Genomic DNA, 17,196 nt, shown 5'->3' on the forward strand with positions numbered 1-17,196 from the left:
TGCACCTGCTTATTCTTCAAAAAAGTCTAATAGACCGCCTAAATAGTATTCGTCTAAGCCTTCTGTAAAATCATTATAATCTTCTTCAGGGATATTGGTTTGTACAAATTCCAGGGAAGTCCCTTTCTTATCTTCATGCAGCTTAATCGTTACTATAGAAGGTTCATTGTTTTCACCAAAATACCATTGCTGTACGATCTTCCTGCCATAATCAAATTCGAGGTTTTTGCCTACAATATCTCCATCCCAAAAAGAAAACTCAGTACCGGCTTCTTCCTTAAATTCAACTTCAGCTCCCGTCCACAGCTGTATACTCTGCGCCTTTGTTAAGGCCAGATAAACTTCTTCAGGAGGAGCAGGAATCTGATAATATTTTTTAAATGTCTTCATAATTTTTAATGCTTACCTGGCTGTTTATCAGTTCTGTCTGCTGAACTGATTCTTTTTGTACAGCCATTTTTTCGTTGTAATGCCCTATCAAAGCGGTCTTCCATTCTACTTCGGGGTAGGTGTAAACAAAGGTCTCTTTTACCCGTTCAGCTTTCGTTACATAAGCTATCCAGGCAAAGCTGTACAGCAAAGATAGCACAGCTGTTGGAATATCTTCCATATTAATTAACGACTGATTGGTTACCGAACGAATATAGATTGCAGCAACATTATCTCCAATAAGAAAAGCGAGGAGGCAAATGGAAAAAATGATAAATAGCCTCGGGAAGCTTTCCCTTTTCTTAAAGAACAGAAATACCAGTAACACTGCATAGCCGATCAGCAGGGCAAAAGCAGTTACTTCTGCAAAATAAAGTAGTTTTATGAGGTATTGTACCGGATATTTCAACGTATCCAGCGAAGTCCATGAACTCATACTAAATAGTCCGGACCGGACTGCATCGCTCAGCAGTACCAGGGGTAATATCACCACTCTTATGCCGAGTAAAACCAGCCAGCCGCCAATTGGTTGGGCATATTTCAAACGCTCCAAATCAAAGGACCCGCTTTTATGATACAGTTTAAAGTAAAAGTAAGCAGAGATCATCATTGCAGCAATAAAAATGCTCAGCATATAAGGATTAATTTCACCTTCAGCAGTAGTTCCACGATTGATATAATAGGTTAGGTGATCTGTTATCTTGCTTTTGTTCTTTACATAATCCTTAACTTTTGAACCTTCAATGAAGGCATTCATGTTGCGGAACGTATAATTAAAGGTTACAGTCTTGCCCCGCTGGAACCTGTAGAGTTCAAAATAATAATCGTCGTTTTCTATTTTAACAGATTCTGTACCAAAGTTAAACAGGTAAGGCATATTTACCGTGATCACCTGCTCTACATTAACCGGGTTTTTAAGGGACATGGGTGCCAGCCTGTTTTTGGCTGTAACGTCTCTCATTTCCGAACTGATCAGATCACCAAAAAACGACAAATACCTTTCCGCAGTTTCTTTATCTTCGGCCCAAATATTATTAATTTCATAAGTTTCTACTATTTCCAGCGTATTGGTTTCTTCGTTGTCACTTACCTTAATCTGCGCTTTTGACTCAATATCAGGATAGTATTTACCATAATACTCCAGGTAAGTTTTTTCCATCCCGTCGGTACCAGATTCCGCAATTTCGCTTCTGATGTTATCTGCATAATTATCCGTATAGGTACTTTTAATGGTCAGTAAAGATTTGCTGTTGGGAACCGTATCTGCTACATCAAACTTTAGCTCCGATACCAGTTTTCCGGTTGGGATACTGATCACAGATTCTAAAGCATTAACTCCTTTTTTCAGGATGAGCGCATCCCCATAATCTGGAAAATAAAGGCTATTAAAGCTCCCTCTCTGATAAGCTATGGTGGGGTCAACCCAGGTTTTATTGTTACGGTATTCAATCAGCACAACAACATGGTTAAATACAAAAGGGCTGGGCAGATAATCTTTTGTTTTGACGGTAGAATAGGTATCTACATACGCCATATAGGCGGGAATATTTTTTGCTTTAAGCAGGTATACCAATAGGAGTGACTTGTCCTTGCAATCTCCATAGCGCTGCTTCAGTACTTTTTCCGGAGCATTTGGACGATGAGAGTATACACCCATTTCAATGCCCATGTACCTGATCTCATCCTGTACAAATCTTATTGCGCATTCTATATATTCTACCTGGTTCCCACCCGCTTTATCCTCCAGCTCTTTAACTTTTTTATCCAGCAAGGGAGTTTCCATGTTGGTATAATCATTAACAGAAAGGCCCCAGTTCACCACATCGTTCCAGCTTTTGTATTCTGTAAGCTGGCTTCTTTTTAAGGGATTATACCAGCTGGGCTCAAAATCTGTAATGCGGTGTGTTTTTGTCAGTTTATGTTCCCATTCATATACTTTTAATCCATTCCGTTCTGTTATCTTAGGCTGGTCGTTAAAATTAAAGTTCTTCAGGTTAAACGAACGGCTCTTGTTAAAGATCACATTGGTGTAAGTATGTCCTATACTGCTCGACCCCTCAAAATAAAACAAGGAAGCAAATTTGTCTCCAAATATGGGGTTAGTTCCTTTAATGGTATAGGAGAATTCAATTCTGTCACCTTTTCTAACATCATCTAATAGCAGAAAGGCGTCATAAGTTCCACTGTAAATAAATTTGGAAAGGTCTTTTTCATTTTGCAATACCTTAAATTTCCCTGCTTGCATCCGGTTTGAGGGTGCGTTGCCGCGCCAAAGTGTGATGTTATGGAAAACCAGCTTTTGGAAACTGGGATCGTAAGTTACAGAAATCTGAGAACCATTCTGAACGCCGGCATCGGATACAATCTCTCTGATCACATGGGTATATTCTTCCTGAAGTTCTACATGGTTCTGGTTTTCATAAACAGCCAGAAAATATCCATCAGAGATGTCCTTAGCAGCAGGTTTTAAACCTTTACTGTTCAACTTAACAATCCATGCGGGATCGCGTTTGTCTATATAGAAGTTTTTAGCCTGTCCGTAGCCATGAATGGTAATAAGGATAAAAAATGCCAGGAAAAGCATTTTTTTAAACAACACCTGCAAAAGAGTGGAGAAGAACGATGGAGCTTGCATATTTAGATTTTTGAGCGGCAAGAATTTTGCTATTATTTAAATGCGTTGAGGCCAGTTACATCCATACCCGTAATTAACAGATGGATATCGTGTGTGCCTTCATACGTAACTACAGATTCCAGGTTCATCATGTGGCGCATAATTGAATATTCACCGGTAATCCCCATTCCTCCAAGCATTTGCCTTGCATTTCTTGCGATATCCAGCGCAATTTCTACGCTGTTTCTTTTTGCCATGGATATTTGCTCGGGTGTAGCCCTGTTTTCACTTTTAAGTACCCCCAGGCGCCATACCAGCAATTGTCCCTTGGTAATTTCGGTAATCATTTCCGCCAACTTCTTTTGCTGTAACTGAAATCCGCCAATCGGTTTACCAAACTGCACGCGTTCTTTGGCATAGCGTAAAGCAGTATCATAACAATCCATTGCCGCCCCTAAAGCTCCCCATGCAATTCCATAACGTGCTTGGTTTAAGCAACCTAAGGGGCCTTTTAAGCCAGTAATTTCTGGAAAAATATGGTCTTTCGGAACTTTAACATTGTCAAATACAAGTTCACCAGTTGCTGAAGCCCTCAAACTCCATTTGTGATGTGTTTCAGGAGTACTAAATCCTTCCATACCACGTTCTACCACCATTCCTCTTATTTTTCCAGATTCATCTTTGGCCCAAACTACAGCAATGTCTGCAAAAGGTGCATTGGAGATCCACATTTTCGCCCCGTTGAGCAAATAATGATCGCCCTTATCCTTGATGTTGGTTACCATGCCACTTGGGTTTGATCCATGGTCCGGTTCAGTTAATCCAAAACAACCCATCAGTTCACCTGTAGCTAATTTAGGCAGATATTTTTTGCGCTGATCTTCAGTACCATAAGTGTAAATTGGATACATCACCAATGATCCCTGAACAGAAGCAGTGGACCTGATGCCGGAATCACCCCGTTCAATCTCCTGCATTAACAAACCGTAAGCAATATAATCAAGTCCTGCACCACCATATTCAACAGGAATAGTAGGTCCAAAGGCACCTATTTCTCCAAGACCTTTTATGATATGTTTTGGAAACTCTGCTTTTTGTGCATAATCCTCTATAATTGGACTTACCTCTTTCTTAACCCATTCTCTGGCTGTGGAACGGATCAGTCGATGTTCCTCTGATAAAAGTTCGTCTAATAAGTAATAATCTGGCGCTTCGTAAAGGTCTTTTCTGGCTGATTTATTCATTGTTTACACTATATTTGGTTTAGCAATCGGCTGTCCTTACCAAAGGTAATGATTTAAGGGTATGGCTGGTTAAAACCAAAAAAATAATTCTTCTGATGCCTGATCCTTCTAAATTTATCCAGACTGTTGCCTTGAAAGATGTTAAATGTTTTGCTTTTCATGGCTATTATCCCGAAGAACAGCTGACCGGTATCTATTTTCTGGTTGATGTGGTGGTTGAGTTCATCCCTTACGGAGAAACAGAAAATTTACAACATACTGTAAACTACGAAATACTGAACCATATCATATTGGAAGAAATGACACAAACGCAAAAAATGCTGGAAACTGTAATCAGGAACATTATAGACCGAACCATTGTTATTTATCCATTCCTGCTAACAGCAACGGTGGGGATAAAAAAATTAAACCCACCTATGCCTGGGGAAATCGGCCACTCTTTTGTTCAGCTGAAGTACGCAGCTTCCATATAGGCGTTAATCATCGTTCAATTGCTCAAAAGAGATCATCCTGTCTTTTTCATCTTTTGGAATAGGGAAGGAACTTTTAGTAGCATAATCAAACGCTACGCAGGTAGTTTTACCTTTGTTGCAAATCTCCTCTTTTCCATTAACCAGTTTTACTAGTAAATACTCCAGGTCAAAACTGCTTTTTCCAATTCTGGATGTACGCACGTACATACTGATCTTATCTTCTATAAATACAGGTAAAATATAGTCAAGTGAGGCACGCGCAATTACTACACCTGTTTTTTTCCAGTCCCACTGTATGGCGTGGTTCCAGTATTTAGCCCTTGCAATTTCCATATATGTAAAATAGACAGCGTTGTTCACATGACCCATCATATCGAAATCTGCAAAACGGGTTTCAATCATAGTTTTATACTTAAAACTTTCTAAAGTATTGATGATATCTGTCTTTTTGTCTTGCTTATTGGTTTTGTTGCGCCAAAATGTCTTAAAAATCATAAATAATGGAGTTGGTATAAGAGTTGAACAATGGGTTGTATACAATCAATAATTAACAAAAAAATAAAAATAGGAGAAAATAACAATGACACTAGTAAAATTCAACAACAGAACCAGGAACACTGCACCATACTTTAACAATGTTTTCGACTCATTGTTTAGTGAAGCTTTAAATAAAAACTTAACTATTAATAAAGTACCTGGTGTAAATATTCTAGAATCAGAAACCGATTATAAAATTGAATTGGCAGCACCCGGTTTAACAAAAGAAGATTTTCAAATTAACCTGAAAAAAGATACCTTATCAGTTTGGGCTGAGAAAAAAACAACTGAAACTGAAGAGAAAAAAGATTACACCAGAAAAGAATTTGATTACTACTCTTTCGCAAGGTCATTTGTACTTCCTGAAAGTGTAGATGGCGAAAAAATTAGTGCTGAATATGTGAATGGCATTCTAAACATCACTATAGGTAAAAAAGATGAGTCAAAATCAGCAACTAAAGAAATAAAGGTTTCATAATTGGTTTAGTTTGTTTTAAGGTGATAAGGGCATGTCGTTAAGACTGCCCTTATTTTTTATCAAAACTATTCTTTTACTTCTTTCAGGTCATTCTTATTTAACCAGCCTTTGGTAACCTGTCCATCCTTATTGGTATGTGTTACATAAATAAAACCATTCTGTTCATCTATCACATTAAATTTGGCATTATTCCACAAGCCCAGCACCCCGTTTCTGGGCGAGTCACCACTGGCGGCTTCGTAAAAATATACCGTTCCTTTTGGTAACTGGTATTTTTTTCCGCTGCTTACTATTACGGTTTCCTTATTTTCCTTTGCTTGCGCCTCAGTTTGTGCACGTTTAGCCGCTGCAGCCATCTGGGCCTCATATTCCTTTTTCAAACTATCTATTTCGGCTTTCTGGGCAACGGTATCGATTGCCACCGGATGAACCTGAGCCATGGTGTCGGGCTGGATATTTGATTTAACATTACTGGTATCTGCCGGAACATTACTGACCGAATCTACTACCGCCTGTTTAAGGTTATTATGGTCTTTAAGGAATAGACCATAAACTGAAAGCATTGCCAACAGGATAATTGATAAAACCATAATGGCGAATACGGGTCTCGAAAGATTTACCTCGCCAGGCACAGACTCCACAAACGTAACCTCTTTTTTCCGCGCAGGCAGCTGAACTGTTGCAACTTCAACACCTTCGACCAATTCATCTCCCCGATGCATGATCACATCCTGCAACGTCATGCCATTTGCATACCTTTTTTCAGGATTCTTTTCCAGGCACCTTTTAATCACGTCCAACAACCATTGCGGAACATACATTTCTCTTTTTTTCTTCTCCAGGTCCCAGCTTTCAGGCAGATGATTCCTGCGCAGCGAAAGAATATCAGGAACCGGGATTTCCATATGTGCCAGCATCACCTGGTTACGTGAACTTTCATTTTTATTGATCAGTGGGAAGGGTACAGTGCCGGCAAGTAATTCATAAAGTATAATGCCATAGCTGTATACATCCGTTTGAAAAAACACCTCTCCATCGTGCTGTTCTGGTGCCATAAACTCTACAGCCCCAGCATGGCGCAAACTGGTGCGACGCTGTTCGTCAGACATGATGGCCAGGCCGAAATCAAGCAGTACGTAATTTCCTGTATCTGTATTAAATTTGACGTTATTGCTTTTAATATCGCCATGTTTAATACCAACACGGTGACAATGGGCAAGGGCATTGGCCAGTTGTTCGGCAAGTTTAATGACTTCAGCAACCGTAAATATCGGCGCATTTGGGGACATCAAAAGCTTTTCAAGATCGGGTCCCTCAATATATTCCATCTCTATAAAAGGGAAGGAGCCGCTCTCCGTAAGTCCGGAGCCCAATATTTTAACCACATTGGGATTGGGCACTTCATTTACCTTTTTCAGTTTCTCCACTTCATTTTTAAACTTAATGAAGTTCTTGTCGTCCTCACTTTCGGTATGAATGGGGGTAGGCATAATTTTTACCGCCGTGATGATCGTGCCTACTCTTTTGCCCTTATATACAGAACCCTGACCACCTGTACTTAAAGCACCAAGATTTTCTAATCCTTCTGTTATTGTAAAAACTTTACTCATTATGCTATTATTGATTATTATCGACCTCAAGATAACTAAATTCCAGTACTGCAAGCTCACCCAAAATAATCTGATCGCCTTCCTGCAATACATGCCCCAGTTCGGTTACATTTAGTTTTACTGGGTTATGATCGCCTATCGACCTGATCTTTACTTTATTTCTGGGTGGTATCCCGCCTTCATCGGCAAACAGAAGAAAAGCACCTGTATCTCCATCCCATTCAACATGAGCATGCTGCCTGCTGATGAATTTATTTGCTTCATTTTCACTTGCATCTGGAAAAGCGATCTGGTTGATCCTGAAAAAGCCATCGCTTACCTGCACCTTATGTTCCCGTCCAATATTTATTTTACCGCTTTCTGCAGTGATCTTGTATTCCTTTTTTTCTGATTCTCCGTTTAGTGTACGGATATAGGCAGTTTTTGAACGGGTGACAATCACATGTTCAGGTGTTTTAATGTGAAGGGCTGCATTTAAGCTTGCCAGTTTTACGGCATCAGCGGGCAGTTCTTCTATAAAGGTAGTCTGCATCGTCCAGCTATCTGGTAAAGCTATGGCAAAATCATCAGCTATCCGCTGGATCTCATTTTTAAACCTGTCTTCATCTTCTACAAAAACTACCGATTCGTACCTATGCTTCTCTGCTGGCAAGCAGGCAATAAACAGTGTCAGGCCTTTAATATGTTTACCTTCGCCACCTTCTAGTTTTTGAAGTTCCTGTTTTATAGCGGCCAACAGCAATTCTCTGATGGCCTTAACATCCTGTGGTGCTTCCGGATTGCTTTTCTTGAATAGATTAAACATACAATTCTTAATTTTTACTTCCTTTTTCCTTATTCAGGTAACCCAGTTTCAGCAGGACAGGTACTACATGCTGTCCAGCCAGTCTTACAGCTTTACTGGAGCCACGTGTAGATTCTATCCTGATACATACTACAATATTCCCTTTGCCATTTGCTCTGGGGGCATAAAAAGTATACCATCCGTCATTTATCTTCTCGTCCTTCCAGATCCTTTCCGGGGTTCCTGTCTTGCCTGCTACCTTTAAACCCAGTGTATAGGTTTTATTTTCACTTTGTTTAAGCATATAATGCCCAATAGAATCGGCATATTGCGGATCATTGGCAATTTTGATGGCTGGTTTAACCGATGTCGTGGAATCACTGATCTTGAGTACATAACGATTAGCTACCATTTGACCTTTATTTGCTACGCCTGAGACCAATCGCGCAACAGCAGCAGGAGTTGCAATCAACTCTCCCTGTCCCCATGCCATCCCTGATATGCCTTTGGCACGGGTTCGGCGAATACGTGCCGGATCATATTTTGGTTTGGTGTTAAACTCTGTACGTTCCCATAATGCCTTCCATTTATCCTCCTGTTTAAGATTATTGGTGTCCCTGCTATAATAGTACCCGCCAACTCCCCTTAGAAACATCCCTGTCTTTAAATACAGATCAGCCATTTCGTGCTGTAATTGTTCTTCATTGGCCAGCTTGATGAAATACACGTTGTTTGATTTAACCAGCGCCCGTTCCAGGTTAATGCGCCCGGTTTCATCAGGTTCAATGCCTTTCGTGCGGATGCGTTCCGCGGCACTTACCGTAAACACTCTTTTTGCAGCATCTGGTCCTAATTTATTAAAAGCCGCCATAGCGGTAAGTACTTTAGCGGTCGATCCCGGAGGTGTGGCTGTGGTAAAGCCAAGATCGGCGGTGGTGTACCATCCGGCCAGCTTATTTTGTTCTGTGCTGGACATATTCAGCAATTCCCAATTTTTTATAGGTGGCAGCGGATAAACTGCCGATGTCAATACATCACCCGTTATATCTTCCATAATCACTACTGATACCCGGCTGTTATTAACGGCCGTATCCTGAGCTATGGTATGTTGAATAGCAGTCTGCAAGCCCGCATCTATGGTCAACTTCACATTCCGGTTTCTTTTTTTAAATGCTTCAACTTCAGTACCGTTAATGCCGGCCAGTAAAAGTGGGGCTAAAGATGCATAATCTCTTTTGCTTACCGTCATTTCCTTTACACCCCTTGGTAAAAACCTGTTTTCCTGGTATTTGCTGGCATGGGTATTAAATGAAATTACTGGAGTCTGGAAACCCCTTAACTCTGCAGCATGCTCGTATTCTGCAAAGTAGCCATTTGTGCTTCCGTTAAAAATACCCGTATTGTTATCCCCAACCCAGAAAAACAGTTGCTCTTCAAAAGGATAATACCGGTCTACCCGTTTATGTTCTGCAGAATCAAGGTTATAACTAACACCCGCTTCCTTTAATAAATTTTGCTGCTTCCTGATGTTTTCCGGTTTACTGCTCGCCAGGATCCGACCGTTCCTGTCGTATAAATCTCCAGCTGCAAGTTTGTTCATTAAAATGGCAATCCTTGGATTATAACTGAACATGCGCGAACCGCTGCGATCGGCCACCAGCGCAGGTTGTACTACCCATTTTTTGTTGTGTATGATATAGTTAGATACGGTCATCGTGAGTAATAATATAGCTATACTTGCAGCTAATAGTGCGGGTACCAGGTTTTTATCCTGCTGTCTGGTAATATAAGCCATTTGAACGGCTGAACCCTTAACCAGCGAAGCAGAGAGCAGAAAACCAGCAGCCAGCATATTGGCCACGAGCGAAGAGCCACCGTAACTTATAAAAGGTAAGGCAACCCCCGATAGCGGCAGCGCTCCTGTTGATCCACCAGCGATCAGTAAGAACTGTATAAAAAGGCTAATGCCTACTCCGGCGCACATATAGAACAGAAAAGGTGTACCCGTTTGCCGGCCAACAATAATAGAACGATGCAAGAAGATCAGGAACAAAACAAAAATAGCTACAATACCCGCCCAACCAAATTCTTCACCAATGGCAGGTAAAATCATGTCGGTATGCGCCTCTGGAATGGTTTTGGCAAAGCCTTCGCCAACACCCTGGCCGCTGATGCCACCACTGGCCATGGCCCAGATGCCGTTTGCCACCTGGTCGCCACCATATACCTCGTTGTTCCATGGATCTTGCCAGATGGATTTACGTTCGGTGAGCCTATTTACAGGACCCGGAATTAATTTGCCTAGGTAAGGCACCTGATCAATCAATAAAAAAGCGGCCATTACCAAAATAATCATCATGGCCGATTCACTTGTCTTTTTATTGATGATCATGATTACTGCAACAAGAATGGCCGTAACCAGACTGGCGATCCAGATGTTGAGGAACCAGGCGCTAAATACGTAAATGACAACCGCAGTCAGCATCATCATAAAATCACCACGTGAAAAGGAGAAAAGGATGATAAAGGTAAAACACACGACCATCGCCGGACCCAAATCGCCAAGTACCAGGTACATTAATATGGCTACCACCATGGCAATTAGTGCAAAAGAGAAAAAGAACCATCTTTTATGCCAGCTGCTGTACTCTGTAATGAAACGCTCATTTGACGCGAAAAATCCCGCTAAGAATAAAATGATGGTATATTTTACAATCTCACTCGGCTGTACCCCAAACAGGTTTACTTTTACCCCGCTACCTTCTGGTCCGGTACCAAATGCAATGGTCAATCCCAGCAGACAAAGCGCGATAAAAGCCCATTGCCATCCGTTGGCCTTGCTGAATCTGTTGTTAATGATCAACATCCGGTACCAGCGCGAATCTACATTGAATTTGCGCAGTTGTAAGGATAGCATAATGCAGATTCCCAGAATACCGATACCAAAAAAGCCCAGACTATCTTTGGCCAAAAACCTGTCGCGCAGGGGATCCTGTAAACTCAGCAAAGTCAGAAAAGACAGGCCTGTCATCAGCATCACAATAGGCAGTATCAGTTGATCTGCCTGCGGATACTTCAGGCTCAGAAAAAAATGAATAAGGAAGAACCCTGCAAAAAAGCTCACTGCAATGATCCAGTACCATTGGTTATAAACCTCGGGAGTACGTACAATCAATGACTTTTCTTTCTTAAGAATTTTAAAGTCACGCGTAGAAAACAACTTAATGCTATGCGGCGATTGTCTGAAATTAAAACTCAAGTCTTTGTCAAGTTCCTGCAAGCCCTGCGAACGACCAAACTGAAAGCCTGGTTTTAACGGCAGTACCCCATAAGCCTTTCCATCCGGAAGATGAAAGAAATTATAACTTCCAGTGGCATCCGTACGCAGGTAAGCGATAAAATCATTGACTACTTCATCTTCGGTATAAGCGGTATCCTGAGGCAAGATCATCTGCAGTCTTACCAGTACACCCGAAACTGGTTTACCAGCTGTATCTACGATTTTTCCACTGATGGTATAGTTACCTTTGTTGAAATCTTTTTGGGCTGGCAACCGTCTAGGGCGAAGACTTTCCTGCTGATAAGCCAGGGAATCTGTGCCGGTAAAGCCCAGTAATAACCGCGATGCGACAACCCTCTGCTTAAAGTTTTTTCCGCCATTGGTGAAAGCCTCATCGGCGGCAACAAAAAAATTACGTTTATTCAACTCACCGATATTGTCAATTGGCGCTTTATGGAGGAGGAAACTGCCAGTTACAATATCCTCAACGAGCTCCATATCTTTATCATCTTCAAAATAATAGCCTTTGGCTAATAGATTTTTAATTTTTGTACCTGGCGTCTTATCATTCAGATTTACAATTGTTCCGTCATCCAGTCGTTTGTACACTTCGGCAAAGTTTTGCTGCTGAGTATAAAACAAGGTTACAAACAGCGCAGCCAACACCAGTGTACTAAACAGTAAAAAAATACGTTCAGCCTTTCTGCCTGGATTTGTGTTTGTTTGTAACGTCATATTACCGGTTTGGTTGGTTGATTAACGAATCTGTTCTTGTGAATTTTACGTCTTTCAGTAACACACCTTTTTTTTGCAAGGTGCTCACCTCCTTGAAATTTTCAAAAGTGAAATTCTCCAGTAAAGTGCTTTTATTAGCAGGAGCAATAAAAAAAGGCTGCCCACTATACCCAGTATCGCTTTTAATCACGATATGGCCTTCAGCTTTTAAATAAAGACTATCCCTTGTAATAGAAATAGGTTTGGAGATGAGTATGGGCGATTTAAAAACAGAATCGTCCAATATCAAGATATTACCTCTTAATTTATTTAGGGTATCCTGCAATTTAATGGCTTGGCTATCTTCGGCAGCTATCCTGGTTGGTGGAATATCCTTCTCGTCTGCAGGATCGGCAGCATTTTGCCACCACAGGAAATAAATCATGGCCGCGAGTACAATTAAGCCAGCTACAATGAATGCCAGTTTTGTTCCTTTTGCTTTACGCTGCTTTTCAGGTTCTGGATCAAGAGGGAGGCTTTCATGATCGGGCTGAACTGTGCTGGTTGATACGGGTTTTTGTACAATTTTATTTTGTTTAGCCCGCGAAACTGGCTTAGTCACTTCGTGCCTTAAAGATGTTTTGTCATTTTTGACCAGCACCACGGTGATGTTATCCCGTCCGCCATTGCGGTTTGCTGTATCAACTAATGTCATTCCTTTTTGCTCCAGGCTGGTTTGTGCCAGCAGTATAGCAGTGATGTCCTGTTTGTTCACCATATCTGATAAGCCATCACTGCACAACAGGATAAGATCGCCAGGAAGAAAGGGAGAGTTACCTGTTTCAATATAATCTTCCTGTGCGCTGATATTACCGGTAAAACCCAGGGCCTTATTAATCTCATTGCGTTTTGGATGACTCATGGCCTGCTCTTCGGTTAAACGGCCGGAATCTTCCATAAAACCAACAAAGGACTGATCTCTGGAGATCTTGATTAAAGATCCATCTCTCAAAAGATACAGTCTGGTATCACCTACATGGGCATAATAGAACTGATTTTTATTCAAATCCACCAGGCTTAGTGTGAGGACACAGGCCATATCCTCATGTTCCTTCCTCTGGATCTTTGCCGCAATGATCTGATCGTTCGCTTCTGCAATGGTAGCCTGCATTAAAAGAGATAGATCGCCATCGGGATCACTTAGTAAGTTTAATACCGTCTGTCTGGCAATGGCAGCTGCAACCTCTCCACCAGTGTAACCACCAACGCCATCTATCACACAAGCAATTACAAAATCTGTTCCTGCTATTTTCTCTGCAATGAAGGTGTCTTCATTATTGCTGCGTAATTTTCCGGTATCTGTTACTCCAAAATAATTGCTATCCATTGTTACCAGTTGAGTTTTTAATTGATACAAAATGTACGATCAGCAGAACCACACATAATACCAATAATGCTACAGAACAGATTTGTGACATAAATCAGGCTTTAAATATATTAACACCAATAATTCCGTTCAGGATAATCCTGGAATTTACAGGTAGTTCCGTCCAGCGAAGATTATCACTGCTGCTTCTTTCTACCAGGTTTTCATTCAAAATAGTTTTTTCACCAAATGAGGACAGGTAAAACTTATCCTCCGTTTTGCTGAAACGAATCCGCAGATGCGGAGTGTTTACCCATTCAGATGGAATTTTAAAAATATGGGGTTCATCTTTTGTTTCTTCATTCCCCGAAACAATGATTTCATTGAACTTCATCAGGTATTCCAATTTTTGTCCTGAATAGGCTTTATCCGGGAGGGTAGTTTCAAACCTTGCCAGGACAGTACTTTCTTCCGGAACCTCAGTTTTAGATCCATGTTTTAAATTGGTCAGGTAGGGGATTTCATAATAGCCTTCACTGTAAAAAATAAAATCTTTAAGTAGCTCATTACTAATATCGAATGTTTGTGCCAAACCGGTCTGACGGGGAATGAAGGTAACCCGTAAATTTTCCTGTTTCTGACCTCCATCGGGCATTAACTTACCGATAAATCCCTTGTCACCTTGCTTGTAATCGGGATGTGAAACGAATCGGAAAACCCATTTATTGCTCGATGGCTCTACACTTTTACCTACAGCAGCATAGTCGTTTAATATTTCATAAAACATCTTTACAGATTCCTGGGCGATCAGCCCCAGTAGTCCATTTTTATTATCCATAAAGGTTCGGTAATCATCTGTGTTAAGGCAAATGATGTATTCGTGATAAAAAACGATACGTTCTGCAAAGGACAGTTCAGCTATGGATTCTTTGAATTTACCGATGATATACTTATAAACGGTATCCGGGGTAATCGGCTGTGCCTTGACAACCTGGCCGGCATTATTGTTACTCAAAAACCAATCCTGTATGCCTATACGCTGCCAAAAAGAGGGTTTGTCTGTCATCTAAAAACTTTTAATCGTCTTGTACCAAATTCTATAACGGTAAAGCTAGTTAATTCCATATGAACAAAATCAAAAATAACCAATTCGCCAGAAAAAAAATGCCCTGAAAACCGGTTGATCTTCAAGGCAATTATAGCTATAAAACAATAAATGCTAGGTATAACCTAAAATCTTCAATACCTGTTTACTATTCTGCTCTTCTCCAAACACTTCAAAATTGAAAGTTTCGTCACGGTTCCTGCGGATAATCACATGTTTTGGGCTGGGCAGTAAACAATGATGAATACCTCCATAGCCGCTCAGTACTTCCTGGTAAGCACCTGTATTAAAGAAACCCAAATATTGAACTTTACGGGTTTTAGGCATGAACACACTGTTCATGTGTGCCTCCTGATTATAATAATCCTGCCCATCGCAGGTAATACCACCAAGATTTACCCTTTCATATTCTGCATCCCAATTGTTAATGGGTAGCAGGATGTATTTCTGATTTAAAGCCCAAACATCAGGCAGATTGGTAATAAATGAACCGTCGAGCATCAGCCATTTTTCCCTGTCGTTCTGTTGCTTACGGCCAAGAACTTTATATAGAATACCAGATGCTTCGGCAACAGTATATTTTCCAAATTCGGTAATGATATCGGGCTCAACTACATCGTGTTCTGCACAGATTTCTTTGATCCGTTTTACAATCTCATTTACCATATATTCGTAATCAAAATCGAAAACCAATGAATCTTTAAAAGGCATGCCTCCACCAATATCCAGCGTATCCAGTTCAGGATTAATTTTTTTGAACTTACAGTACAGGGTCACATATTTTTCCAGCTCGTTCCAGTAGTACGGAGAATCGGTAATACCAGAGTTGATGAAGAAATGCAATAATTTAACCCTGAAATTAGGATTTGCAGAGATCTTATTGTTATAAAAATCTATCACATCCTCCATGCGCACCCCTAAACGGGAAGTATAGAACTGAGAATCTGGCTGCTCTTCTGCTGCAATACGTATGCCCAGGTTACAAGGGGTATCCATTTCCACCTCATCATCGAACAAATTAAATTCCTCTTTATTGTCTAATACAGGGATGATGTTTTTATATCCGTCATGCAACATATCTATGATGTATTGCTTGTATTGGTAGGTTTTAAAACCATTACAAATTACGGTAATGTCTTTGTTTAGCGCACCTTTTTTTTCCAGGGCCTCTATCATTGGCATATCAAATGCAGAAGAGGTTTCGAGATGGATGCCATTTTTAAGGGCTTCTTCGACGATATGTCTGAAGTGTGAGCTTTTGGTGCAATAGCAGTATTTGTAATCGCCGCGATAGTTGTTTTTAATGATCGCTGTCTGGAACAATAACTTGGCTTGCTGAATTTTCTTACTGATCATAGGAAGGTAAGTGAAACGTAATGGTGTACCATAGGTTTCAATCATCTCCATAAGATTGAGGTCTTGAAAATATAATTCGTCGTCTATAACGCTGTAACCTTCCTGTGGAAAACCAACACTTAGATCAAGAAATTCGGAGTAACTCTGCATTTTTTTATTTTTGAACTATTATTTATAAGGTGTGGCAAATTAAAATAAGTTAATTTTGGGCTCAAAGATAAACACTTTATAAAATACACCCGTATTTTTTTTATGACTAAGACTTTAAAAATTATAGAAGTAAAATCTGAGATCGGCGCAGGCACGCGGGGAGCGAGTTTGGGAGTGGATGCAATTAAGATCGCAGCACTTGATTTCGGTAGTAGATTTTTTAAAAAACATAAGTCTGTAGAGGTACCTAACGAGAACCATTTATTACTGGAAAGCACCGGCAGCCCATTTGCCAAGCGGATATCCGGAATTTTAACCATGGTTGAAAGGGTGAGTGATGAGGTCAGTTCGACCCTAAGCAGAGACGAATTTCCAATTGTTTTAGCGGGAGATCACAGTACCGCAGCGGGAACCATTGCCGGAATTAAAAGGGTATATCCCAAAGCAAAATTAGGTGTGGTGTGGATTGATGCTCATGCGGACTTACATTCCCCTTATACAACGCCGTCTGGAAATATGCATGGAATGCCTTTAGCAATGGCACTTGATGAAGATAATTTAGATGCCAAAGTGAATCAACTTGACCAGGAAACGATCAACTATTGGTACCAGCTTAAAAATGTAGGTAAAATCGCCCCTAAAATCAGTTATCGAGACCTGGTTTTGATCTCGGCAAGAGATATGGAACGACCGGAAGATCAATTGGTTAAAAAAAACAAAGTTAAGATATTCAGTACTGCCGAATTGCGAAAAAGAGGAGTGGAGCGAATAGTGATTGAAACGCTTAAATATTTAGACCACTGTGACCTGATCTACGTTTCCTTTGATGTGGATTCACTGGATCCTACAGCATCAAGGGGTACGGGTACACCAGTAGCGCAGGGATTAACTGAACGGGAAGCGGGCAACTTAATGTCGCGCCTGATTACCAATCAAAAAGTTTGCTGTTTTGAAATTGTAGAGGTAAACCCAACATTAGACAGGGAGAACCAAATGGCAGAACATGCTTTTGAAATTTTAATTAAAGCCACCAATGCTTTCAGAAATGAATAGTAA

13 protein-coding genes are annotated in these 17,196 nt (G+C 40.6%); 3 read left to right on the top strand and 10 right to left on the bottom strand.

What is annotated here, in order from left to right; all coding sequences use genetic code 11:
- Window positions 1-9: 9 nt before the first annotated feature.
- From R2Q85_RS10615 to R2Q85_RS10625, 3 genes are read right to left on the bottom strand one after another with little or no spacing between them, the layout of a single operon-like run.
- Entirely contained in the window at window positions 10-390 is a 381-nt protein-coding gene (locus tag R2Q85_RS10615) for an SRPBCC domain-containing protein (protein ID WP_316811752.1), read from the bottom strand.
- Complete coding sequence (locus R2Q85_RS10620; protein WP_316811753.1) at window positions 377-3,064, bottom strand: DUF3857 domain-containing protein; 2,688 nt, start codon at window positions 3,062-3,064, stop codon at window positions 377-379. Before R2Q85_RS10620 ends, R2Q85_RS10615 begins: the two co-directional genes overlap by 14 nt.
- Before the next feature lie 32 nt (window positions 3,065-3,096).
- The gene (locus tag R2Q85_RS10625; RefSeq protein ID WP_316811754.1) at window positions 3,097-4,287 is read right to left on the bottom strand and encodes an acyl-CoA dehydrogenase family protein; all 1,191 of its coding nucleotides are present in this window, start codon (window positions 4,285-4,287) and stop codon (window positions 3,097-3,099) included.
- Window positions 4,288-4,382: 95 nt separating this feature from the next.
- Here R2Q85_RS10625 and R2Q85_RS10630 point away from each other — a divergent pair, with 95 nt between their 5' ends.
- Window positions 4,383-4,760 (top strand): dihydroneopterin aldolase, encoded by a 378-nt coding sequence (locus tag R2Q85_RS10630; RefSeq protein ID WP_316811755.1) that lies wholly within the window; start codon window positions 4,383-4,385, stop codon window positions 4,758-4,760.
- 3 nt (window positions 4,761-4,763) lie between these two features.
- Here R2Q85_RS10630 and R2Q85_RS10635 read toward each other — a convergent pair whose 3' ends face one another.
- A complete protein-coding gene (locus R2Q85_RS10635; RefSeq protein WP_316811756.1) occupies window positions 4,764-5,255 on the bottom strand; it encodes a thioesterase family protein in 492 nt (163 codons plus the stop codon).
- A gap of 85 nt (window positions 5,256-5,340) precedes the next feature.
- Between R2Q85_RS10635 and R2Q85_RS10640 the strand changes: the two genes are divergently transcribed.
- Complete coding sequence (locus R2Q85_RS10640; protein WP_316811757.1) at window positions 5,341-5,775, top strand: Hsp20/alpha crystallin family protein; 435 nt, start codon at window positions 5,341-5,343, stop codon at window positions 5,773-5,775.
- Between the two features lie 65 nt (window positions 5,776-5,840).
- On the opposite strand, the gene R2Q85_RS10645 is transcribed toward R2Q85_RS10640, so the two are convergent.
- The 6 genes from R2Q85_RS10645 to R2Q85_RS10670 form a co-directional block, all read right to left on the bottom strand.
- A complete protein-coding gene (locus R2Q85_RS10645; protein WP_316811758.1) occupies window positions 5,841-7,385 on the bottom strand; it encodes a serine/threonine-protein kinase in 1,545 nt (514 codons plus the stop codon).
- Between the two features lie 7 nt (window positions 7,386-7,392).
- Entirely contained in the window at window positions 7,393-8,190 is a 798-nt protein-coding gene (locus R2Q85_RS10650) for an FHA domain-containing protein (RefSeq protein ID WP_316811759.1), read from the bottom strand.
- Between the two features lie 7 nt (window positions 8,191-8,197).
- The gene (locus R2Q85_RS10655) at window positions 8,198-12,184 is read right to left on the bottom strand and encodes an FtsW/RodA/SpoVE family cell cycle protein (RefSeq protein WP_316811760.1); all 3,987 of its coding nucleotides are present in this window, start codon (window positions 12,182-12,184) and stop codon (window positions 8,198-8,200) included.
- 1 nt (window position 12,185) lies between these two features.
- Window positions 12,186-13,550 carry a PP2C family protein-serine/threonine phosphatase gene (locus tag R2Q85_RS10660; RefSeq protein ID WP_316811761.1) on the bottom strand — a complete coding sequence of 455 codons (1,365 nt, stop codon included), beginning with the start codon at window positions 13,548-13,550 and terminating at the stop codon, window positions 12,186-12,188.
- A 94-nt stretch (window positions 13,551-13,644) separates the two neighbouring features.
- Window positions 13,645-14,595 (bottom strand): hypothetical protein, encoded by a 951-nt coding sequence (locus R2Q85_RS10665; RefSeq protein WP_316811762.1) that lies wholly within the window; start codon window positions 14,593-14,595, stop codon window positions 13,645-13,647.
- A gap of 153 nt (window positions 14,596-14,748) precedes the next feature.
- Window positions 14,749-16,140 carry an arginine decarboxylase gene (locus R2Q85_RS10670; protein WP_316811763.1) on the bottom strand — a complete coding sequence of 464 codons (1,392 nt, stop codon included), beginning with the start codon at window positions 16,138-16,140 and terminating at the stop codon, window positions 14,749-14,751.
- A 102-nt stretch (window positions 16,141-16,242) separates the two neighbouring features.
- Here R2Q85_RS10670 and rocF point away from each other — a divergent pair, with 102 nt between their 5' ends.
- The gene (gene rocF, locus R2Q85_RS10675) at window positions 16,243-17,193 is read left to right on the top strand and encodes an arginase (RefSeq protein WP_316811764.1); all 951 of its coding nucleotides are present in this window, start codon (window positions 16,243-16,245) and stop codon (window positions 17,191-17,193) included.
- Window positions 17,194-17,196: the final 3 nt, after the last annotated feature.

Source organism: Pedobacter heparinus, assembly GCF_032678725.1.
GTDB lineage: Bacteria > Bacteroidota > Bacteroidia > Sphingobacteriales > Sphingobacteriaceae > Pedobacter > Pedobacter heparinus_A.

Coding starts and splice junctions, on each gene's coding strand:
- R2Q85_RS10615 (WP_316811752.1), bottom strand. CDS start 390: ATGAAGACATTTAAAAAATATTATCAGATTCCTGCTCCTCCTGAAGAA.
- R2Q85_RS10620 (WP_316811753.1), bottom strand. CDS start 3,064: ATGCAAGCTCCATCGTTCTTCTCCACTCTTTTGCAGGTGTTGTTTAAA.
- R2Q85_RS10625 (WP_316811754.1), bottom strand. CDS start 4,287: ATGAATAAATCAGCCAGAAAAGACCTTTACGAAGCGCCAGATTATTAC.
- R2Q85_RS10630 (WP_316811755.1), top strand. CDS start 4,383: ATGCCTGATCCTTCTAAATTTATCCAGACTGTTGCCTTGAAAGATGTT.
- R2Q85_RS10635 (WP_316811756.1), bottom strand. CDS start 5,255: ATGATTTTTAAGACATTTTGGCGCAACAAAACCAATAAGCAAGACAAA.
- R2Q85_RS10640 (WP_316811757.1), top strand. CDS start 5,341: ATGACACTAGTAAAATTCAACAACAGAACCAGGAACACTGCACCATAC.
- R2Q85_RS10645 (WP_316811758.1), bottom strand. CDS start 7,385: ATGAGTAAAGTTTTTACAATAACAGAAGGATTAGAAAATCTTGGTGCT.
- R2Q85_RS10650 (WP_316811759.1), bottom strand. CDS start 8,190: ATGTTTAATCTATTCAAGAAAAGCAATCCGGAAGCACCACAGGATGTT.
- R2Q85_RS10655 (WP_316811760.1), bottom strand. CDS start 12,184: ATGACGTTACAAACAAACACAAATCCAGGCAGAAAGGCTGAACGTATT.
- R2Q85_RS10660 (WP_316811761.1), bottom strand. CDS start 13,550: ATGGATAGCAATTATTTTGGAGTAACAGATACCGGAAAATTACGCAGC.
- R2Q85_RS10665 (WP_316811762.1), bottom strand. CDS start 14,595: ATGACAGACAAACCCTCTTTTTGGCAGCGTATAGGCATACAGGATTGG.
- R2Q85_RS10670 (WP_316811763.1), bottom strand. CDS start 16,140: ATGCAGAGTTACTCCGAATTTCTTGATCTAAGTGTTGGTTTTCCACAG.
- rocF (WP_316811764.1), top strand. CDS start 16,243: ATGACTAAGACTTTAAAAATTATAGAAGTAAAATCTGAGATCGGCGCA.